Consider the following 20,629-nt stretch of genomic DNA (forward strand, 5'->3'; position numbering starts at 1 on the left):
GGCGGCATGCAGATTGTGATGGAAGTGAACGATGAGAACGGCAATCGGCTATGGGACCTCGCCAGCCGGTTGGGCCTGCTGTGCGGTGTGGCGTGGTCGGATGCAACGCCCGGCAATGGCTTTGCTGCCAATCTGCCGCCAGGGGAGTTCTTCTACATTCCCATCATTCCTTCTGACTCGCTGGGCTACGTTCCCGTGGTCGGCTACGCGAATGGTCGGGTGTACTGGGCACTGAACAAAAATGGCAGCGGTCAGTTCGTCGGCACTATCAAGCCGGTCAAGTTCTACTACGGAGTGCGATGATGGCAAAGGCAGCGGTGGAGATTCTGAGCGACGCTGGGACCACGCTGATTAGCGAGGACACCCCGTCGCTGGTGCTGAAGCAGAAAATACGCATCGATGTTTCGCCGGTGACCTACCCAGGAAACAACCCGGGGGGCAACTGGAAGTATGCAGAGATGATGATCAATGCCGAGGCCCCGATGGTGGCATTTATCGGTGACCCGTATCCGTTCTTCCCTCAGCTTCAGGAGATCGGTCCGAATCAGTTCCGGCTGACGCTGTGGACGAATACGCCCGCGCGCCTGCAAGGCTGGGCGTACGTGTTCGATCGCCCCGCCAACGAGGATGCGCAGTATCTGGCATTGTGGGATGCGAATGGCCGGCTGACGTACGCGCTGGGTGCAAAGCCCATGCGGATCATCGGTGTAGGCGGCGTCTTTCCCAATGGTGGTATGGAAGAGGACAGGTTCCCTGACTTCACCGGCAAGACGGTCGCCGGGGTGATCTGCGCCCCGGCCACCAGCACTTTCCAGAACAGCTTCACCGTGATGGGGATCGGCAACGGGCGGGGCGTTAGCGGGAAGCACGGCCTGTTCGGCAACGCCATCACCATCCCGAAAATCGGGACTGGCGGCTCACCAAACCAGGCCGTTGTCGGGATCGTGATGGCGGTGGACGTGACGAACTACTGACCGGTTGCACCGGACCGAGATGCCGCGGGGGTTCGGTTGAAGCGCGCCTATGCGACCTGCTGCAGCAGATCTTCGACGTTGTTCCGCGGCGTGTTCACCGCGCGGCTGACGCGGTAGGCCTCCATCGCCGGCGGCTCGCTGGCCAGCAGCATGGCCATGGCGTCGTCGGTGCTGGCGGCCATCCACTCATCGATCTGTCCGGCCTGCAGCCACACTGGCATGCGGTCGTGAATGTCGGCCGAGACGCCGCTGCTGTCGCCGGTAATGATGGTGAAGGTGCCTAGGTTGCCGTCGGGCAGCAGCGGGCTGGTGTCCTCCCACAGGCCAGCGGCCAGCAGTGGCCCGGTGGCGTGGATGAACCACGGATCCTTCTTGCCGTCCTCGGGGCTCACCGACCACTCGTAGTAGCCGGCCATGGGTATCACGCAGCGGCGCTTCTTGAACGCCGACCGGAAGGCGGGCTTGGTGGCCACGGTCTCGATCTGGGCGTTGATGGTCGAACCCTGCAGGCCCTTGGTTTTGGCCCAGAATGGCAGCAGGCCCCACGCCAAGCGGGTGACCTGCCGACCTTCGCCGCGGTCCAGGATCACCGATGCGCGCTGCGTCGGCGCCAGGTTGTAGCTGGGCTGGATCTCGGCCAGGCCGGGGGCAAGGTCAGCCAGCCCCGGCTGGCCGAAGTCGATCACGGGGAGCTGGACGAATCGGCCGCACATGGCCGGATCGTAGGCTGAGGGAGTGTATCCGGCGCGTGTATTAGGGATGGCTAAGTTGTTGATAACCATCGAAACTTACTTGACTGCGCAGTTTGGATGGGCATCGCATAAGTTATTGATCCGCGCGCCGATGCTGGAACCCTTGCAGCACAAAGGATTGCCGAATTTCACTACATTTGGCGTTGACGAGGCTGAACCGCCTCACTATCTTGTGGCCGTCGGGATTCCCCGGCCACCGTCGGGGCAATAAAAAGCCCCGCCTAGCGCCAACTAGGTAGGGCGGTGTTACGCAAGCAGTGCCGAGCAGTGGCAACAACTTACCTAGAAGTAACGGAGCGAATCATACGCCGTATGTCATATGTGTCAATCAGTCGTTACTAACGATTTGTGACGTGCGTCGTAGTTCCGCTAGTTGAGGCCATGGCTTTGCCTGCAACACAAGAGGCTAAGTCCACATGACCAGCAACACCCAGCAGCTGTCGCTGCATCTTATCCATCGTCAGATGGAGAACACCCTCATTGAGCAGCGCAAGCTCGATGGGTACATCAATGCAACCGCCATGTGTCAGGCCGTTGGGAAGAGGTTCTTTGATTACCGTCGTCTCGAAGCGACGGGGCAGTTCCTTGACGAGCTGGCTGCGGAAACGGGATATCCCGTTTCCGAGCTAATTCAAGTAGTTAAGGGGAACGGGCCGCAGGGAACTTGGGTGCACCCGGACGTCGCAACCCATCTGGCCCAGTGGCTTTCTCCGAAGTTCGCTGTCGCTGTTGCCAAATGGGTGCGGGAATGGCTCTCCGGCCGACAGCCCAATGGCGGGCCTGCCCCTGGGCTGCCGCATCACATCCAGCGCTACCTGGCTAACAAGGACAAGGTGCCCTATACGCACTTCTCGATCCTGAGCGAGTTGGCGATTTCGTTGATCGCGCCACTCGAAGCTCTCGGTTACACGCTTCCCGAACGTATGGTCCCGGACATCTCTGAGGGCAAGATGTTCGCTAAGTGGCTTCGTGGCCAAGGAGTTGATACGTCGAAGGTGCCCACCTACAGGCAGCGATATGCGGATGGCCGCGTTTGCGATGCAAAGATGTACCCGATCGGCTATTTGCATGCATTCCGCCTTCACTTCAATGAGGTCTGGCTGCCCAACAAGGCCCATCAGTACTTCCGCGAACGTGATCCTGCAGCTTTGCCGTTCCTGGACAGGCTACTGCTGGAAGCGCCGGGCGTTCCGAAGCTCCCGGCTGCGTGATTAATCGGCCCCGCCCGGACTGGGCGGGGCCACTTTTCAGTTGGGTACACACGGAGGCTGACAATGTCATTGAGCAATGAGTGGGAAGACGAACACCTGACACCGTCCGGTTGGGTAAGTGGTAGTCGCAAGCACGATTTCGGACGCGAAGAGCGTCCTGTTCCGCTGGACGCTGTTTTAACGGTGCGCAAGCATGTCGTCGTGGGGGCCATTGGCGCATTGCCGCATGTTGATGTGAGTGAAACGAATCTCACGGATGACATAGGTCTAATCGCTTCTCTCCGCAAGACGTTCGGCGAGCCGAAGTTCAGTTGTTGAGCAAGCCCGAGGCGGGTCGTTCTCGATGCGACCCGGCTTTGAGTAGGGCGCTTTCCTCGATCGACTTCGAATGCTTCAGGAACGTGGGCTTGGCGTTCGCAAGATCTGCGACGCCTGGCCGTATCCTCCCGGCCATGCTTCCCTCGCACGGCTACCAAGGTTTCCGCACCGCCCCGATTCCCGCTGGCTGGGTCCAGACCGGTGAGCGCTGGGCGCTCTGGTACAACGGCCGGGAAACGGCGAACGTCACGCTCGATGGCGGTCCTGGCGTCCGGCTGTGGATGGAGGGCCAGAAGATGTGGCACACCAAGGAAGCGCGCGCCGCCAACGTCCGACAGGCGAAGCGCTACGCCGAGCGCTGGTGCGCCGCCAGGTTGTATCCCGAGCTGCCTCTGCGTGCGGCCGTTGCCCGGCTGACCGACAGCACGCCAATCCAGTTGCCCCCGCCACTGCCTGGTCTCCCGCCGACCCGCGAGCAGCAGCAACAGGCCCGGCGTCTGGCCGAGGCCGGAGCAAAGGAGATCGAGCGGATCAAGGCAGCGCTGGAGCCGCGCAAGCCGCCTGTAGAGACGAAGCCCCGAGCGAGGGACGTCCGCAGCAAGACGCGGTTGAGGGCAGGGCTGGAGCAGCTTCGTCGGGGTGTCTGACCCGCCTACTGGATGGGATCATCCGGCAGATCTCGAACTTCTTCGCCGCCCCGCCATTCGCCCGTCTGGCGGTCAACATGAAGGATGCGCGCGCTGCCGCGCTTCGCCACTAGCACCAGGTCTATGGTGCCCTTCCAGGAGCGCGTCTGCTCCGGCTCGGTCCCCCTGTGGTAGATCGAGATACGCTCGAAGGTGTCGGCTACCAGCTGGCGCGCCTTGGTCCGCGCGTCATAGTCCAGTGCCTTCACGCCTTCCTGTAGGTCGGCCCAAGCCTTGGCCACGGCAGGTGTGGGTGAGCTAGCGACCGCTGCAAGTTCGTGCTCTAGCGCGTCAACTTCGGCTTGTTGCTCGACAAGCGATGTTTCCAATTCTCTCGCCCGGCGCATGAATGCGGCCGGCGCGTCTCCTGCGTCATCTGCCAGCATGGCATCGGTGATCCGCTCAACCTTCGCGGTAGTGTCAGCTACTCGCGCCCGCGCAATGGCCAATTTGCCAGCCAGCGCCTCAGATCTATCCCCACCCTCGAACAATCGGGCCAGGTTCATCTGGTCCGCGCAGTAGCTCATGATCGCGTGTTCAATAGGTACGACGCTGCAGCTGCCTGCAACGGCGCAGCCCATGCCTTGGGAGTTGCCCACGCATATCAACCGCCGATGCCCGTGCTGTGGTCCGCCGTCTTCACGGCGTCCGCGATTCATCAGGTTCTGCGCGACCATTGCCGATCCGCAATAGCCGCAGTAGGAGATCCGCAGGCCAGTGATCAGACCGGGAATCTCCCCAGTGCCCTTCTGTTTCGCGCGCTGCTCAGTCGCCTGCTGCAGGTCCGCGAACTGTTCCGCGCTCAAAAGGGAAGGGTAGTACCCGGCCAGTCGGTACTCTTCGCCGTCGATCTCCAACACCTTCTCGCCGATCAGGGCCCTGTTGCGGAGGATCCGGTAGAGCTGGCCGGCCGGGTTTCCCCCGTTGGTCAGCTGCAGGCCTTCTTCGGCAAGGGTGCGCATGATCCTGACAGCACCGTGGCCGTCTCTGAACATCCGGATCGCCAGCTTCACAGCCTCGGCTCGCTCGGGCACGAGCTGAAACGCCTTCGTCTCAGGGTCCAGCCGGGTCCAGCTCGGGTCCTTGCCGTTCCTGATGACGCCGCGCCAAGTCCCATCCTGCCATCCCTTGCATTGGCGGTGGATGGCAGCGCGCACGCGCTTGCTTTTGGTGTCCGATTCCTCGTGCGCCCGGATCATCACCAGCAGGCTGTAGACGAGGTCCATGGGCTGGGCCTTGAGGCCGGCGCGGTTGTATTCGCGGCCGTCGCTGGCGGTCACCACCGTGATTCCGGCATTGATGATCTGCGCCAACTGGGCCTGCGCCTGAATGGGTTCAGCGCGGCTCAGTCGGTCGAGGCCTTCAACGATCAGAACGGACCCTGCGGGGATGCGTCCCTCATCAATAGCGGCCAGGAAGACACCCAGCGCACCCTTGGTTACGTGCCGTTGGTGGTAGGCGGAAAGGCCCTCATCCTGCATGGATAGGGCTGCGTCGAGTGCCATCCCATGCTCGGCCGCCCAGCGCTTGGCGTACTCCAGCTGCCGGTCGGCACTGCTGCCGGTGGCCTGTTTCGGGTCACTGAAGCGCAAGTAGCTGTAAACTCTCGCCTTTGTAGCCATAGCGCCAGGTAGAGCAGTGTCGGATCGCAGAAGTATAGGGTTTATTTCATTGGGGTGCCCGAAGGCCCTTGTCGATTCCGAGCGCATCCTTACCCAGCTCCGCTCGGAAGGCTACGACATCGTCCCGTCCTACGATTCGGCCGACGTGGTGGTGGTCAACACCTGCGGCTTCATCGATTCGGCGGTGACCGAGTCGCTGGACGCGATTGGCGAGGCGATGAACCAGAACGGCAAGGTCATCGTCACCGGCTGCCTGGGCAAGCGCCCGGAGCAGATCCGCGAGGCCTACCCGAACGTGCTGGCGGTGTCCGGCCCGCAGGACTACCAGAGCGTGATGGAAGCGGTGCATGAAGCACTGCCGCCCAAGCACGATCCGTTCGTGGACCTGGTGCCGGACTACGGCATCAAGCTGACTCCGCGCCACTACGCTTACCTGAAGATTTCCGAAGGCTGCAACCACAAGTGCAGCTTCTGCATCATCCCGTCGATGCGCGGCAAGCTGGTCTCGCGCCCGGTCGACGAGGTGCTGCGTGAGGCCGAGCGCCTGGTGCGTGGTGGCGTGCGCGAGCTGCTGGTGGTGTCGCAGGACACCTCGGCCTATGGCGTGGACGTGAAGTACGCCGAGAAGATGTGGCGCGACAAGGCCTACCAGACCCGCCTGAAGGCATTGTGCGAAGGTCTGTCCGAGCTGGATGCGTGGGTGCGCATGCACTACGTCTACCCGTACCCGCACGTGGACGAGGTGGTGCCGCTGATGGCCGAGAACCGCATCCTGCCGTACCTGGACATTCCGTTCCAGCATGCCAGCCCGCGCATCCTGCGCCTGATGAAGCGTCCGGGTGCGGTCGAGAAGACCCTGGAGCGTGTGCAGAACTGGCGCCGCATCGCGCCGGACATCACCGTGCGTTCGACTTTCATCGTCGGCTTCCCGGGCGAGACCGAGGCCGAGTTCGAAGAACTGCTGTCGTTCCTGGACGAGGCACAGCTGGATCGCGTCGGTGCGTTCGCCTACTCACCGGTCGAGGGCGCCACCGCCAACGACTTGCCCGATGCCGTGCCGGAAGAAGTGAAGCAGGAACGCCTGGCCCGTTTCATGGGGAAGCAGGCGCAGATTTCCGCCGCGCGCCTGGAAGCCAAGATCGGTACCGTGCAGCAGTGCCTGGTCGATGCCATCGAAGGTGACATCGCCGTGGCCCGTTCCAAGGCCGATGCGCCGGAGATCGACGGCCTGGTGCATATCCAGAACGCCGACCAGGTGCCGCTGCGCGTGGGTGAGTTCGTCGACGTGGAAATCACCGAGAGCGACGAGCACGACCTGTACGGTGATGCGCTGCCGGCCGCTACCCGCCCGGCATTCGATCTCAAGATGCTGTGACCGCGGCGACGACCGCCGCCGGTGACGGCAGCGGTGTGCGCCGCTTCGTGCCGCCGCCGCGTGCGGCGGTCGATCCGCAGGTGTTCGCGCACCCGGTGTTTGCCGGGTTGCGCGACGTCCATGACCTGCTGGCCAGCCCTGAGTGGCCGTCCATTGCAGCGCTCGAGGCACGCCTCACGCTGCCCGGCAAGCACCTGGTCGAGCAGGATGCCGCGCTGCTGGCCGACGGCCTGCACTACGAAGCCCGCATCGCGCAGGGGCGCATCGCCACCCGCGCCGACAACTGGCATGACCTGTTCAATGCACTGGTGTGGGCCCGTTACCTGCAGCTCAAGCAGGTGCTCAATGTGCAGCAGTGCAGGCATATCGCATCCATGCCGCCGGGCCAGCGCAATCGCGCGCAGGCCGCGCTGACCCAGTTCGACGAAACCGGTGTGATCGTGCGTGTGCGCGATGAGGACGTGTTGGCCGCATGGGACGTGCATGATTGGCCGGCGTTGTTCGAGCCTGCGCGCTGGCAGAGTGGTGACATCGCTATCGCTGCGATATTCGGGCACGCGCTGATGGAGCAGGCGCTGCTACCGGGGCGCCTGCTGGTCGGCAAGTGCGTGGTGGTGCACGGTGAAGTCGATGATGCCTGCGTTGACGCAGTGACCGCGGCCATCGCCGAGGGCAGGGCAGTGACCGATCCCCTGCAGTTGCGTCCGCTGCCGCTGGCGGGAATCCCGGGCTGGCACCAGGGACAGGACGCCGCTTTCTATGCAGATGCCGCGTACTTCCGCCCGCTGCGTGCCGGCCGCCAGTACCCGCCGCCGTTGCACGGGGCTATGTAGAGTCGACTGTCAGTCGACTGCTCTTCGTTCCGAGGCCGTGAACGCCCGACAGATGGCTTCGACGAGTCATCGACCGCGATGAGGAGCGCGGTGCGTTTACCGTCCGGCTGCGGAGGTTTGTGCCGCGCTTGGCGCGGTGGTCGACTGACAGTCGACGCTACAACGGCTCGTATTCCACTCCGATCACCGCAAAGGTGAACTGGCCGCCGGGCAGCTCCACCGAGAACTCATCATCCATTCGCTTCTTCAGCAGCGCACGCGCCAGGGGGGAATCGATGCTGATCCAGCCCTGCCCAGCATCGGTCTCATCCGGCCCGACAATGCGATAGCGGCTGGTCTCACCGCTGTCCACGTTCTCCAGTTCCACCCATGCGCCGAAGAACACCGCCAGCGGATCGGTCGGCGTGGTGTCGACCACGCGTAGCGATTCCAACCGCTTGGTCAGGTAGCGCACACGACGGTCGATCTCGCCCAGCTGCTTCTTGCGATAGGTGTACTCGGCGTTTTCCGAACGGTCGCCTTCCGCAGCGGCCGCGGCCAGTGCCTTCACCACCTCGGGGCGGCGCACACGCCATAGGTCATCCAGTTCGGCCTTCAGCCGGGCGTGGCCGGAGGCGGTGATCAGGGCGGTACTCTTTTCTGCAGGGGGACGCCAACGCGACATGTGGTGCGACTTCTTTTCAGGGGAACGATGGGGTCGGATCCTTTCCGCAGGAAAGGGATCCGACCCCAGTAGTGGCAGATCAGCGCTTGCCGCCGAAGATGCCACCCAGGATGCCACGCACGATCTGGTTGCCCAGCTTGGTGCCGACGGTGCGCGTGGTCTGCTTGGCCATGGTTTCGATCATGCCCTGGCGGCGCTTGGTGCCGAAGATCGCGTCCTTGATCGCCTGGCCGAAACCGCCTTCCTGCGCTTCGTCCTGCTCGCGGCTGCGCGCGGCCGGTGCCTGCGCCTGTTCGACGGTCTTCTGCGCACGCTGGGCCAGCAGTTCGGCGGCCGATTCGCGGTTGATCGCGGTGTCGTAGCGGCTGCCGACCGGGCTGCCGGCACGCACCTGGGCACGCTCGGCGTCGGTGATCGGCCCCATCCGGCAGCGCGGCGGCGCGATCATCGTCTGCTGCACCGGCATCGGCACACCCTTGTCCTGCAGCGTGGACACCAGCGCTTCGCCGGTACCGAGCTGGCTGAGCACCTTGGCCACGTCCAGCTTCGGGTTCGGCACGAAGGTCTCGGCAGCAGTCTTCACTGCCTTCTGGTCGCGCGGGGTGAATGCACGCAGCGCATGCTGCACGCGGTTGCCGAGCTGGCCGAGGATGTTGCCCGGTACGTCATCAGGGAACTGCGAGCAGAAGTAAACGCCCACGCCCTTGGAGCGGATCAGGCGCACCACCTGCTCGATGCGCTGCACCAGCGACGGCGGTGCATCGTCGAACAGCAGGTGCGCTTCGTCGAAGATGAAGACCAGCTTCGGCTTGTCCAGGTCGCCCACCTCCGGCAGCTGCTCGAACAGCTCCGACAGCAGCCACAACAGGAAGGTGGAATACAGCTTCGGCTTGAGCACCAGCTGGTCGGCGGCAAGGATGCCGATCATGCCGCGGCCGTCGTGATTGACCCGCATGATGTCGGCCAGTTCCAGGGCCGGCTCACCGAAGAAGTTCTCGCCGCCATCCTGCGCCAGGCGCAGCACCGACCGCTGGATCGCAGCGATGGACTGCGCGCTGACCAGGCCGTACTCGGTGGAGATGTCCTTGCGCTCCTCGGCCACCAGGCCGAGCAGGGCGCGCAGGTCGTCCATGTCCAGCAGCAGCAGGCCACGGTCGTCGGCCAGCTTGAACACGATGTCGAGCACGCCGGACTGGGTGTCGTTCAACTCGAGGATGCGCGCCAGCAGGGTCGGGCCCATCTCGCTGACCGTGGTGCGCACCGGGTGACCCAGCTTGCCGTACAGGTCCCAGAAAATGGTCGGGCTGGCGGCCGGTGCGTAGTCGGCCACGCCGATCTCGGCGGCGCGCTTGAGCAGGTTCTCGGCGCCGGTGCCGGGCACCGCCAGGCCGGACACATCGCCCTTCACATCGGCCAGGAACACCGGCACGCCCAGCCGCGAGAAGCCCTCGGCCAGGGTCATCAGGGTCACGGTCTTGCCGGTACCGGTGGCGCCGGCCACCAGGCCGTGGCGGTTGCCGAGTTTCGGCAGCAGGGTGACGGCCACATCGTCGGTGATGCCTTTGCCGAGCAGAATCGGATCCATGGTCCAGCCCTTGTGGTGAATAGCCCAATGTTAACCGCCGGCGGTGACGGTCCGAAGGTCGGCTTGCCCGGACCTTGGCGGCGCCGCTACTCTGCCTGCCTGTTTCGCACACAGTGCCATCAATGCCCGTTCCTGTCCTGATTTCCCGCGGTTGGCCGCTGCTGGCCCTGGCCGGCCTGGTTTCCCTGGCGCCCGACGCCCATGCGCAGCGGGTTTCGGCCCGGGACAAGGTGAAGGTGGATGCGCTGCAGCAGCGCATGACCGTCGCCGAGAAGCGTTACAGCGATGCGCTGCTGCTGGTCGCCAATGCCGACCCCAAGGGCAGCAACGAAGCCGACGCCGCGCTGGAGGACATGGAAGATGTCCTCAACGACTGCGTGAAGCAGAAGGGCTGCCAGATGGGCACCCTGCTGGCCAGCTACAAGCGCCTGCTCAAGCACGACGCCGACGCGGCCGCCAGCGATGACGTGGCCGACGAGGGCGGTGACCGCCTGGAAGCCGACCCCGACCACATCGGCCCGCTTACCGCCGACGTACCGGAGGCCGCGCGCGCTGCCGCGCTGCTGAACGACAAGCGGCACGCCTTCGACAGCATGGTCGAATACAACCCGGCGGTGCAGGCCGGCATCCGCCGCTGGCTGACCGACATGCGCCCGGCGTTGCTGACCAGCTACGAGAACTACCAGAACCTGCGTGCGGTGATGTGGCCGGAGTGGGAGAAGCGTGGCCTGCCTGAAGCGCTGCTGTTCGGCATCATGGCCAAGGAGTCCAATGGCCGCGTGCATGCTTCATCGCGCGCGGGCGCCGCCGGGTTGATGCAGTTCATGCCGGCCACCGGCCGCCGCTTCGGCCTCGGCCCGGATGGCACCGGCTTTGACACCCGCTTCGATGCACGCAGTGCGGCCGAGGCCAGCGCCAGCTACCTCAACGAACGCCTGCGCGAACTGAACAACAACGTGGAAATGTCGGTGGCCGCCTACAATGGTGGCGAAGGCCGCGCCGCGCGCGTGTTCAAGCAGAGCGCCGGGCAGAGCTTCTGGACCGACAGCGTCTACAACCAGTTCCCCGGCGAGACCAAGGACTACGTGCCGATGGTGATCGCCGCGGCCTGGATCTTCCTGCACCCGCAGCAATACGGCGTGGAGTTCCCGAAGATCAGCGCGCAGCCGGCCACGCTGCGCCTGGCCAAGTCGACCACCATCTACGAACTGACCATCTGCCTGGGCAGCCACGGCACCCGCGATGGCTACATGCGCGCGCTGCGCAACCTCAACCCGCGCTATGAGGCCGATGGCTGGATCCCGGCCGGCACGCTGATCAATGCCACCACCCGCATCGCCGGCCTGTACCAGCGCAACTGCGTCAGTGGCCCGCGTGCCGACCTGGCCCGCACGCTGATCACCGCCGATCTGAACGCAGCAATCAAGCGCCCGGCTGCGACCAGCTACACCGGAAGCGTGGCCGTGGGCGGCGTGGTGCCGGTGGCCGATGCGGCGGCGTCCACCAGCGTGCCGACCACGCCGGTCGCTCCGGTGGCCACGCCGCGCCCGGCGGCGCGCCCGAAGCCGGTGCGCAGCCACAAGGTGGGCCGGGGTGAAACCCTGGGCGCCATCGCGGCCAAGTTCCAGTGCGACGTGCCCACCCTGGCCCGCGCCAATGGCCTGAAGGCCCCGGCCTACAGCCTGCGCCACGGCCAGACGCTGAAGCTGCAGGGCTGCGACAAGTAATCCCCCCGACCCTGGAATCCGCATGGACCTCGAAGACACCCGCAACCTGTTCGCCAACCTCCGCGAAAACACCGACTGGGACATCACCGGCCCGTTGCTGTGGGGGTACTTCTTCGTGCACTCCACTGCCGAGCCGTTGCAGGCACTGGCGCAGCACCTGCAGGCGCAGGGTTACACCTTCGTGGAATTGTTCGAACAGGATCCGGAAGAGGGCGACGCGCCGTTCCACGTGCTGCATGTGGAGCGCGTGGAGATCCACGACGAAGCCTCGCTTGACCGCCGCAACCAGGAATTCGCAGCGCTGGCCGCGGAGAAGGGCGTGGAAGACTACGACGGCATGGACGTCGGTCCGGCCCCGTCCCTGCAGTAACACGCGACCGGTAGTGCCGGCCGCTGGCCGGCAATGCTCGACGCGTTGGATCAGCGGAGATGCCGGCCAGCGGCCGGCACTACCGAAGCCTCAGCGCAGCTTCGCCAGCGCCTGGCCCAGCTGCACCGGGCTTTCAGCGCCCAGCTGCGGGGCGAAGTCAGCCACGCCTGGCGGCAGCAGCACGATCACGGTGGAGCCGTAGTTGAAGCGCGCCATCTCGGCAAAGCGCTCCAGCCTGATGCCCTGGCCGCGGTAGTCCTTGCGGGTGATGCGGTCGCCATAGTGCGGAATCTCCTCGCCGCTCCACACGGTTTCCACCCCGGACACCAGCAGCGCACCGACCATCACGCTGACCATCGGCCCGAAGCTGGTGTCGAAGTGGCAGACCAGGCGCTCGTTGCGGGCGAACAGGCGCGGTACGCCGTTCACTGCCGCCGGACCAACGCTGAACAGGCGCCCCGGCACGTGCACGGTCTCACGCAGGGTGCCGGTCCACGGCATGTGCACGCGGTGGTAATCGCGCGGCGACAGGTACACCGTGGCGTAGAGGCCATCGTTGTATGGCTTGGCGTCCTCGTCACTGCCCAGCAGTTCGGCAGCGGTGAATGACTGGCCCTTGGCCTGGAAGATGCGGCCGGCCTCGATCTTCCCCAGCTGGCTGATGCGGCCGTCGGCCGGCATCACCAGGCTGCGCGGATCGGCGTCAGCCACGCGCGCACCCGGCTTCAGCGCACGGGTGAAGAACTGGTTGAAGGTCGCATAGCTGCGCGGGTCCGGGTTGGCCGCTTCGTCCAGGTTGACGTTGAACTTGCGGGTGACCGTGTCGATCAGCCAGCGCGATACGCGCGGATCGTCCGAGTACGCCAGCGAACGCGCCATCGAGGACAGCAGGCGGTGTGGCAGGGCGTACGTCAGGGCGGTGGTGAGGCTCATGGGGCGGTTTTCTCGGTCAGCTTCTGCAGGTCGCGGGCAATGGCCGGCGCGTTGAACGGGGGGCGTACCAGGCCGGCAAGGCGGCCCTGCGGGTCGAGCACGGCCAGGCTGGCCGAATGCTCGACGGTGTAATCCTCGGGGTTCTCGTCGAAATGCTTGCCCGGCACCTTCTGGAACACGAAGCCCAACGAGGTGGCGAAGCGCTCCAGCGAGGGAACGTCAGCGGTGGCGGCCAGGGTGTCCTTGTGGAAGCCGTGCACGTACTCGCCGAGGCGGGTGGCGCTGTCGCGGTCGGGGTCGACCGAGATGAACAACACGCGTGGGCGCAGGCTGTCGGGCAGGGCTTCCCACTGGTTCTGCGCGCCGGCCAGCTCGGCCAGGGTGGTCGGGCAGACGTCCGGGCAGAAGGTGAAGCCCAGGAATACCAGGGTCCAGTGGCCCTTCAGTTCGCCCGGGATCAGGCGGGTGCCGTCGGACTGGGCCAGGTTGAAGTCGGGCAGTTCGCGCGGCTGCGGGTACAGCGTGATCGCTTCGGTGGCCGGGGCATTGGCCGGCGGCTTCGGCGCGAACAGCTGCTGGGCGGCCAGCAGGCCGAGACCCGCCGCCAGGGCGATCAGCAGGATGATGCCGGCGTTGCGATTGAACATGGGGGCTCCCGCGCGAAGTGGGCCCCATCATACCGGCTGTGGCCCGAATCGTTTCCGCCGCAACGGATGCCGCCACGGGCGCCAGCCCCTATAATCGGGGGCCACTTTGCCCGCAGTACCGCCATGACCGCTGAAACGGCCGCCGAACTCCACACGATCATCGATCTGATCCGCTACGGCACCAGCCGTTTCAACGAAGCCGGACTGACCTTCGGGCACAGCTACGACAATGCGCTGGACGAGGCCACCCAGCTGGTGCTGCACAGCCTGCACCTGCCGCACGACCTCGGCCCGGCCTATGGCCAGGCGCGCCTGCTGCAGGCCGAGAAGCTGCGCGTGCTGGAGCTGTTCCAGCGTCGCATCGACGAACGCATCCCGGCCGCCTACCTGACCGGTGAGGCCTGGTTCGCCGGCCTGAGCTTCAAGAGCGACAAGCGCGCCCTGGTGCCGCGCTCGCCGATCGCCGAACTGATCGAATGCGGCTTCGAGCCGTGGCTGGCCGGCCGCGATGTCAGCCGTGCGCTGGACCTGTGCACCGGTTCGGGCTGCATCGCCATTGCCATGGGCCACTACTACCCGAACTGGGAAGTGGACGGCGTCGACCTGAGCGACGATGCATTGTCGCTTGCCGAAGAAAACAAGGAGCGCCTGCAGGCGCACAACGTCACCCTGCTCAAGTCGGACCTGTTCAACGGCCTGACCGGTCGCCACTACGACCTGATCGTCACCAATCCGCCGTACGTCACCAACGACGAGACCGATGCCCTGCCGCAGGAGTACTCCTACGAGCCGGAAATGGGCCTGCGTGCCGGCGACGACGGCCTCGACCTGGTGCTGAAGATCCTGCGTGACGCCCCGCTGCACCTGAGCGAGGACGGCCTGCTGATCTGCGAAGTGGGCGAATCCGAGCAGCACCTGATCAAGCTGCTGCCGGAAGTCGACTTCGCCTGGATCGAGTTCAAGGTCGGCCAGATGGGCATCTTCGCGGTCGAGTGCCGCGAGCTGATCGCCCACAGCGCGCGCATCACCGAACTGGCGGCGCAGCGCCCGTGAGCTCCAATTCGTTCGGCAAGCTGTTCACCGTCACCACGTTCGGCGAGTCGCACGGGCCGGCCATCGGCTGCGTGATCGATGGCTGCCCTCCGGGGCTGGCGCTGGACGCGGCCGAATTCGCCCATGACCTGCAGCGTCGCGCGACCGGCAAGAGCCGGCACACTTCGGCCCGCCGCGAGGCCGATGAGGTCGAGATCCTGTCCGGCGTGTACGAGGGCCTGACCACCGGCACCCCGATCGCGCTGCTGATCCGCAACACCGACCAGCGCAGCAAGGATTACGCGAACATCGGCCAGCAGTTCCGGCCAGGTCATGCCGACTACAGCTACTGGCACAAGTACGGCATCCGTGATCCGCGCGGTGGTGGCCGTTCCTCGGCGCGCGAGACCACCATGCGCGTGGCCGCCGGCGTGGTCGCCAAGAAGTGGCTGGCCGAACGCTTCGGCGTCACCGTGCGCGGCTACCTGTCGCAGTTGGGCGACATCACCCCGGCTGGTTTCGACTGGTCGGCGGTGGAAGACAATCCGTTCTTCTGGCCGCATGCCGCACAGGTGCCCGAGCTGGAGGCGTACATGGATGCGCTGCGCAAGTCCGGTGATTCGGTCGGCGCGCGCGTGGACGTGGTCGCCGACAACGTGCCGCCGGGCTGGGGCGAGCCGATCTACGGCAAGCTCGATGGCGAACTGGCCGCCGCGCTGATGAGCATCAACGCGGTGAAGGGCGTTGAGATCGGTGACGGTTTCGCCAGCGCCGCACAGAAGGGCACCGAACACCGTGACCTGCTGACCCCGCAGGGCTTCGCCAGCAATCATGCCGGCGGCATCCTCGGTGGCATCTCCACCGGCCAGCCGGTGGTTGCGTCGATGGTGTTGAAGCCGACCTCCAGCCTGCGCCTGCCGGGCCCGTCGCTGGACACCGCCGGCAACGTGGTCGAGGTGGTCACCACCGGTCGCCACGATCCCTGCGTCGGCATCCGCGCCACCCCGATCGCCGAGGCGATGGTGGCGATGGTGCTGATGGACCAGGCGCTGCGCCATCGCGCGCAGTGCGGCGATGTCGGCACGATCACCCCGCGCATTCCCGGGCAGATCGATGGCTGACACGCGGCCGACGGTGTGGGTGAGCCAGCCGCTGATCGACGCGGCCATCGCGCCGCTGCGCGATCGCGTGCAGCTGCGCAGCACCGATGCGGTCACCGCCTGGTCGCCCGACCAGATCGCCGAACAGCTGGCCGGCGTCGACGGCGCGATCATCACCCTCAACGAGCGCATCGGTGCGGCCCAGGTGGCCGACGCCGCGCAGCTGCAGGTGATCGCCAATGTCGGCGTCGGCTACAACAACCTGGATGTCGATGCGCTCAGCGCGGCCGGCATCCTCGCCAGCAACACGCCGGACGTCCTGACCGAAACCACCGCCGATCTCGGTTTCGCCCTGTTGATGGCGACCGCGCGCCGGATCACCGAATCCGAGCGCTGGCTGCGCGAAGGCCAGTGGCAGCAATGGTCGTTCCAGGCCATGCTCGGCGCAGACATCCATGGCAGCACGCTGGGCATCCTCGGCATGGGCCGCATCGGCCAGGGCATCGCCCGCCGCGGCGCGCATGGTTTCGGCATGGAGGTGCTGTACCACAACCGTTCGCGCCTTCCGGCCGAGACCGAGGCTGCGCTCGGCGCGACCTACGTGGACCTGGACACGCTGCTGGCGCAGTCCGACCACCTGGTCACCGTGCTGCCCTACACGCCGGCCTCGCATCACATCATCGATGCGGCTGCGCTGGCGAAGATGAGGCCCTCAGCCACCCTGGTGAACATCGCCCGCGGCGGCATCGTCGACGAACTGGCGTTGGCCGACGCGCTTGCCCGAGGCCGTCTGGCCGCTGCCGGCCTGGATGTCTACGAGGGTGAGCCGGCGGTGCGCCCCGAACTGCTGGCGCTGCGCAATGTCGTGCTCACGCCGCACATCGGCAGCGCCTCGCTGGCCACGCGCACGGCGATGGTACAGCTGGCCGTGGATAATCTGGTTGCCGGGCTCGGCCTGGACGGCGGCCCGTCGCGCATGCCGAGTGCGATCAACGCTGATGCGGCGATGGCCGCGCGCGTGACGCTGGGCAAAAAAACCGGGAAACGATAGGGAACCTCCGCGCGCCCCGCTTGAGGAGGTTCCCCGAACCCAGCTGTCGTGCGTGTTTCTTCCCCATTCCCGTTTTCGTGAGAGTTCCCCCATGAGCAATGCACAGCGCAGTTTCCACGTCGCCGTCGTCGGCGCCACCGGTGCGGTCGGCGAGACCATGTTGTCGATCCTGGCCGAGCGTGGTTTCCCGGTCGGTACCCTGAGCGTCCTGGCTTCCGAGCGTTCGGCCGGCGGCGAGATCGAATTCAACGGCCAGAAGGTCAAGGTGCAGGACCTGGCCACCTTCGATCCGAGCGGCGTCGAGATCGCGCTGTTCTCGGCCGGTGGCAGCGTGTCCAAGGAATACGCACCGAAGTTCGCCGCTGCCGGTGCGGTGGTGATCGACAACTCTTCGGCCTTCCGTTACGACGATGACGTGCCGCTGGTGGTGTCCGAGGTCAATCCGGAACAGGTGGCCAACCGTCCGCGCGGCATCATCGCCAACCCGAACTGCTCGACCATGCAGATGCTGGTGGCGCTGGCGCCACTGCACCGCAAGTACGGCATCGAGCGTATCAACGTCTCCACCTACCAGTCGGTGTCCGGCGGCGGCCGTTCGGCTACCGAGGAACTGGGCAAGCAGACCGGCCAGCTGCTGAGCTTCCAGGAAATCGATCCGCAGCGCTTCCCGGTGCAGATCGCCTTCAACCTGATCCCGCACATCGACGACTTCCAGGACAATGGCTTCACCAAGGAAGAAATGAAGCTGATCTGGGAAACCCGCAAGATCCTCGGCGACGACAGCATCCTGGTGAACCCGACTGCGGTGCGCGTGCCGGTGTTCTACGGCCACTCCGAGTCGGTGGCGATCGAGACCCGCGACAAGGTCACCGTCGCCGAAGCGCGCGCGCTGCTGGAGCAGTCGCCGGGCATCGAAGTGGTGGATCGTCACGAAGCCGGTGGTTACCCGACCCCGGTCACCCACGCCTCGGGCACGGACGCGGTGTACGTCGGCCGCATCCGCGAGGACCTCTCGCACCCGCGCGGCCTGAACCTGTGGATCGTGTCGGACAACGTGCGCAAGGGCGCGGCGTTGAATGCCGTGCAGCTGGCCGAGCTGGTCGCCGCCGAGCAGCGCTGATCACAGCGGTTGCCTCACCGGTAGTGCCGGCCGCTGGCCGGCATTGCCGTGATCCATGTGCCGGAGTGCATGCCGGCCAGCGGCCGGCACTACCTCAAGGGTCTTTCCGGTGGGTGCGGACCCCGGTCCGCACGCTTTATAGTGTCGCCCATGAATAAACGGGCCAGGGGCGCAAAGCGCCCGCTCCTCTATCTTTCCACCGCGCTGCTGGCCCTGGCCAGCAGTTCGGCACTCGCATTGGGCCTGGGAGACATCCGTGTCCTGTCCAAGCCGGGGCAGCCATTGCTGGCCGAAATCCCGGTGGTGTCGGCGGACCCGTCCGAACTGGAAAACCTGCGCGTGGCGCTGGCCTCGCCGGTCACCTTCGAACGCGTCGGCCTGCAACGGCCGACCGGGCTGGTCAGCGAGCTGCAGTTCGAGCTGACCCGCAATGCGCAGGGCAGAGCGGTGGTGCGCGTCACCTCGCAGGCCCCGGTGGAGACGCCATCGCTGAGCTTCCTGATCGAAGCTGACTGGGGCCAGGGCCGCCTGGTGCGCGAGTACTCCGCGCTGGTCGATGCGCCGTCCAGCGCGCTGGCCGTGGCCGAGCCGGAGATCGTCGCGCCGGCAGGCACGCTCTCCAATACCATCGTGCGCGAACCTGCACCGGCTTCGGCAACGGTGCCAGCGGCAGAGGCGCCCACTACGCCGCCACCTGCGGTGGCGCCTGCACCGGCACGCCCGCGTGCGGCCTCCGCGCCGGTCGCTGCACCGCCGGCCGACGGCAGCATCACCGTGCAGCGCGGTCAGACCCTGTCGCAGATCGCCAGCGCGGTGGCGCGTGGCAACCAGGTCAGCCGCGACCGCGCGATGATCGCCCTGCTGCGCGCCAATCCCGAAGCCTTCATCCGTGGCAACGTCAATCTGCTCAAGCAGGGCGCGGTGCTGCGCATGCCGGGCAGCGATGCGCTTGCCGCTGTCGATGCCGCCGAGGCCTCAGCGCTGGTGCGCGAGCACGCCGCGCAATGGCGGCAGGCGCGCACCGTGCCGCAACCGGCGGGTGCGGTCGCGCCGGCCGCCAGGGCGGCAACCGCGAACGCTTCTTCCCCGGCTGCCGCCAATGGGGCACGACTTGAGATCGCTCCGGCGCTGGCGTCCGACGCCGCGCACGCGGGCACAACCACCGGCACCGCTGCCGGCAGCGAGGGTGACATGCTGGGCAACGAACAACTGCGACAGGCGCGTGAGGACATCGCCACCCGCGATGCCGAGATCGGTGAACTGAAGCAGCGCGTGGCTGATCTGGAGAAGCTGAAGGAGCAGCAGCAGTCGTTGATCGCGATGAAGGACAACGACCTGGCTGCCGCGCAGCAGCGCCTGGCACAGGCGCCGGGTTCCCGTGATGCGGCGACGCCGTGGTACTGGCTGGGGCTGCCGGTGCTGCTGTTGGCGGCGGGCGCGGCCTGGCTGCTGCGTCGTCGCAAGCCGTCGCCGCTGCCGCCGCTGCGTGAGGAAGACGATGCCGCCGGCCTGGCCGCTGCGGTGCCGGCAGGTGCGGCGCTGGATACGCTGGCCGAGCAGTCCTCGTGGTCGTCGGCTGTTGCCGACAATGGTCGCCAGGAACCGGCGATGCCTGCCTGGGCGACCGAAACCGAAGTACACGACGTGGTGGTCGCCGAACCCGTCGCCGAGCACGCGGTGCGGGCCGAATGGCAGGCCGAGACACTGCGCGACGAGGACGCGGTGGCATTGCCCGAAGCGGTGACCGATCTGCCGCGCTGGGACGATTCCGCAACCACCGGCGACGAGGTTGTCGTCGCCGAGCCGCTGCAGGACGAACGCGTTGTACCGCAGGCGCCGGCCGAAGTGGCGGTGCCGGACTACGCACTGCATGCCGAACAGCAGCCGCAGTTCCGCGGAGTGTTCGATCTGCCGGCTGACGCGCATGAGAACGAGGCTCCGGCGGATACCGTACGTCCGGAAGCCATCGACAGCATCGACCATGGCAGCGTCGAGGCCTCTCATTCCGACGATATCGCGCCGAGCGCGGCCGCGCCCGCCGGCGACGCGGGCTGGTCGCCGCGTGCCGGCCAGGAGCGCCTGGAACTGGCCATTGCCTACCTCGATCTGGGCGACGCGCAGACTGCGCGCACCCTGTTGCTGGAAGTCGCCGAAGGCGGTGACCTGCACAGCCAGGCCCAGGCCCGCGAACTGCTGGCCCGCCTGCCGTGACCAAACCTGCCGACAAGGGCCCTGCCATGAGCCGCGAGCGTCGCATCGACTACGTTGAATTCGCTTCCAGCGACCCGGCCGCAAGCCGCGCCTTCTTCGAGAAGGTGTTCGGCTGGTCGTTCGTCGATTACGGCAGCGACTATACGGCGTTCGACGATGGCCGCCTGCAGGGCGGCTTCTTCCGCGGCCAGCCGCAGCGGGCCAGCGACAGCGGCGCACCGCTGCTGGTGCTGTATGCCGACGCACTGGCACCGGTCGAGGCCGCCGTGCGCGACGCCGGCGGCGAGATCGTGCGCCCGGTGTTTTCCTTCCCCGGTGGCAGCCGCTTCCAGTTCGTCGAGCCCGGTGGCAACGAACTGGCGGTCTGGTCCGAACGCGATCCGGCCTGAGCGCCGCCCCATACGCAATATCGAGGTAG

At 66.2% G+C, this 20,629-nt stretch carries 21 protein-coding genes; 15 read left to right on the plus strand and 6 right to left on the minus strand.

Translation table 11 applies throughout. The features are described from left to right. Positions 1-6 precede the first annotated feature (6 nt). Both JLDANKMP_RS06855 and JLDANKMP_RS06860 read left to right on the plus strand, forming a co-directional pair. Positions 7-303, plus strand: coding sequence for a hypothetical protein (locus JLDANKMP_RS06855; protein ID WP_005408972.1), 297 nt, complete (start codon positions 7-9; stop codon positions 301-303). Beyond that, positions 303-974, plus strand: a complete 672-nt coding sequence (locus JLDANKMP_RS06860) for a hypothetical protein (RefSeq protein WP_212560792.1) — start codon at positions 303-305, stop codon at positions 972-974. Before JLDANKMP_RS06855 ends, JLDANKMP_RS06860 begins: the two co-directional genes overlap by 1 nt. A gap of 47 nt (positions 975-1,021) precedes the next feature. Here the strand turns inward: JLDANKMP_RS06860 and JLDANKMP_RS06865 are convergent, their stop codons facing one another. Continuing rightward, positions 1,022-1,687, minus strand: a complete 666-nt coding sequence (locus JLDANKMP_RS06865) for an SOS response-associated peptidase (protein WP_212560793.1) — start codon at positions 1,685-1,687, stop codon at positions 1,022-1,024. A gap of 455 nt (positions 1,688-2,142) precedes the next feature. Between JLDANKMP_RS06865 and JLDANKMP_RS06870 the strand changes: the two genes are divergently transcribed. From JLDANKMP_RS06870 to JLDANKMP_RS06880, 3 genes are all read left to right on the plus strand, one after another. After that, positions 2,143-2,937, plus strand: coding sequence for a KilA-N domain-containing protein (locus JLDANKMP_RS06870; protein ID WP_099553173.1), 795 nt, complete (start codon positions 2,143-2,145; stop codon positions 2,935-2,937). A 63-nt stretch (positions 2,938-3,000) separates the two neighbouring features. After that, entirely contained in the window at positions 3,001-3,255 is a 255-nt protein-coding gene (locus JLDANKMP_RS06875) for a translation initiation factor 1 (RefSeq protein ID WP_143567668.1), read from the plus strand. Positions 3,256-3,389: 134 nt separating this feature from the next. Continuing rightward, complete coding sequence (locus JLDANKMP_RS06880) at positions 3,390-3,902, plus strand: hypothetical protein (RefSeq protein WP_212560994.1); 513 nt, start codon at positions 3,390-3,392, stop codon at positions 3,900-3,902. Between the two features lie 5 nt (positions 3,903-3,907). Here JLDANKMP_RS06880 and JLDANKMP_RS06885 read toward each other — a convergent pair whose 3' ends face one another. Further along, positions 3,908-5,533 (minus strand): recombinase family protein, encoded by a 1,626-nt coding sequence (locus tag JLDANKMP_RS06885; RefSeq protein WP_249336823.1) that lies wholly within the window; start codon positions 5,531-5,533, stop codon positions 3,908-3,910. Between the two features lie 46 nt (positions 5,534-5,579). Between JLDANKMP_RS06885 and rimO the strand changes: the two genes are divergently transcribed. Beyond that, entirely contained in the window at positions 5,580-6,938 is a 1,359-nt protein-coding gene (rimO, locus tag JLDANKMP_RS06890) for a 30S ribosomal protein S12 methylthiotransferase RimO (protein ID WP_212560795.1), read from the plus strand. Then, complete coding sequence (locus JLDANKMP_RS06895; RefSeq protein ID WP_212560796.1) at positions 6,935-7,771, plus strand: DUF3025 domain-containing protein; 837 nt, start codon at positions 6,935-6,937, stop codon at positions 7,769-7,771. The genes rimO and JLDANKMP_RS06895 overlap by 4 nt, the downstream gene beginning before the upstream one ends. 157 nt (positions 7,772-7,928) lie before the next feature. On the opposite strand, the gene greB is transcribed toward JLDANKMP_RS06895, so the two are convergent. Beyond that, the gene (gene greB, locus JLDANKMP_RS06900) at positions 7,929-8,435 is read right to left on the minus strand and encodes a transcription elongation factor GreB (protein WP_212560797.1); all 507 of its coding nucleotides are present in this window, start codon (positions 8,433-8,435) and stop codon (positions 7,929-7,931) included. Between the two features lie 79 nt (positions 8,436-8,514). Further along, a complete protein-coding gene (locus JLDANKMP_RS06905; RefSeq protein WP_012480897.1) occupies positions 8,515-10,020 on the minus strand; it encodes a helicase HerA-like domain-containing protein in 1,506 nt (501 codons plus the stop codon). 122 nt (positions 10,021-10,142) lie between these two features. Here JLDANKMP_RS06905 and JLDANKMP_RS06910 point away from each other — a divergent pair, with 122 nt between their 5' ends. Further along, positions 10,143-11,747, plus strand: coding sequence for a transglycosylase SLT domain-containing protein (locus JLDANKMP_RS06910; protein WP_024958305.1), 1,605 nt, complete (start codon positions 10,143-10,145; stop codon positions 11,745-11,747). A 22-nt stretch (positions 11,748-11,769) separates the two neighbouring features. Next, the gene (locus JLDANKMP_RS06915; RefSeq protein ID WP_005410490.1) at positions 11,770-12,117 is read left to right on the plus strand and encodes a ribonuclease E inhibitor RraB; all 348 of its coding nucleotides are present in this window, start codon (positions 11,770-11,772) and stop codon (positions 12,115-12,117) included. 90 nt (positions 12,118-12,207) lie between these two features. On the opposite strand, the gene asd is transcribed toward JLDANKMP_RS06915, so the two are convergent. Both asd and JLDANKMP_RS06925 read right to left on the minus strand, forming a co-directional pair. After that, a complete protein-coding gene (gene asd / locus JLDANKMP_RS06920; RefSeq protein WP_005410489.1) occupies positions 12,208-13,050 on the minus strand; it encodes an archaetidylserine decarboxylase in 843 nt (280 codons plus the stop codon). Beyond that, complete coding sequence (locus tag JLDANKMP_RS06925; protein WP_005410488.1) at positions 13,047-13,697, minus strand: SCO family protein; 651 nt, start codon at positions 13,695-13,697, stop codon at positions 13,047-13,049. Before JLDANKMP_RS06925 ends, asd begins: the two co-directional genes overlap by 4 nt. Before the next feature lie 123 nt (positions 13,698-13,820). Here JLDANKMP_RS06925 and prmB point away from each other — a divergent pair, with 123 nt between their 5' ends. The 6 genes from prmB to JLDANKMP_RS06955 all read left to right on the plus strand — a co-directional run bounded on the left by prmB (position 13,821) and on the right by JLDANKMP_RS06955 (position 20,600). After that, the gene (prmB, locus tag JLDANKMP_RS06930; protein WP_005410487.1) at positions 13,821-14,750 is read left to right on the plus strand and encodes a 50S ribosomal protein L3 N(5)-glutamine methyltransferase; all 930 of its coding nucleotides are present in this window, start codon (positions 13,821-13,823) and stop codon (positions 14,748-14,750) included. Beyond that, positions 14,747-15,850: a chorismate synthase gene (aroC, locus tag JLDANKMP_RS06935; RefSeq protein ID WP_108270362.1), complete on the plus strand. Its 1,104-nt coding sequence runs from the start codon at positions 14,747-14,749 to the stop codon at positions 15,848-15,850. The genes prmB and aroC overlap by 4 nt, the downstream gene beginning before the upstream one ends. After that, the gene (locus tag JLDANKMP_RS06940) at positions 15,843-16,880 is read left to right on the plus strand and encodes a D-glycerate dehydrogenase (protein ID WP_212560798.1); all 1,038 of its coding nucleotides are present in this window, start codon (positions 15,843-15,845) and stop codon (positions 16,878-16,880) included. The genes aroC and JLDANKMP_RS06940 overlap by 8 nt, the downstream gene beginning before the upstream one ends. Positions 16,881-16,971: 91 nt before the next feature. Further along, the gene (locus JLDANKMP_RS06945) at positions 16,972-18,000 is read left to right on the plus strand and encodes an aspartate-semialdehyde dehydrogenase (protein WP_005410484.1); all 1,029 of its coding nucleotides are present in this window, start codon (positions 16,972-16,974) and stop codon (positions 17,998-18,000) included. Between the two features lie 150 nt (positions 18,001-18,150). Beyond that, positions 18,151-20,211, plus strand: coding sequence for a FimV/HubP family polar landmark protein (locus JLDANKMP_RS06950; protein WP_212560799.1), 2,061 nt, complete (start codon positions 18,151-18,153; stop codon positions 20,209-20,211). A gap of 26 nt (positions 20,212-20,237) precedes the next feature. Then, positions 20,238-20,600 (plus strand): VOC family protein, encoded by a 363-nt coding sequence (locus tag JLDANKMP_RS06955; protein ID WP_005410482.1) that lies wholly within the window; start codon positions 20,238-20,240, stop codon positions 20,598-20,600. Positions 20,601-20,629: the final 29 nt, after the last annotated feature.

It is taken from the genome of Stenotrophomonas sp. PE591, from assembly GCF_018320795.1.
Classification (GTDB): Bacteria; Pseudomonadota; Gammaproteobacteria; order Xanthomonadales; family Xanthomonadaceae; genus Stenotrophomonas; species Stenotrophomonas maltophilia.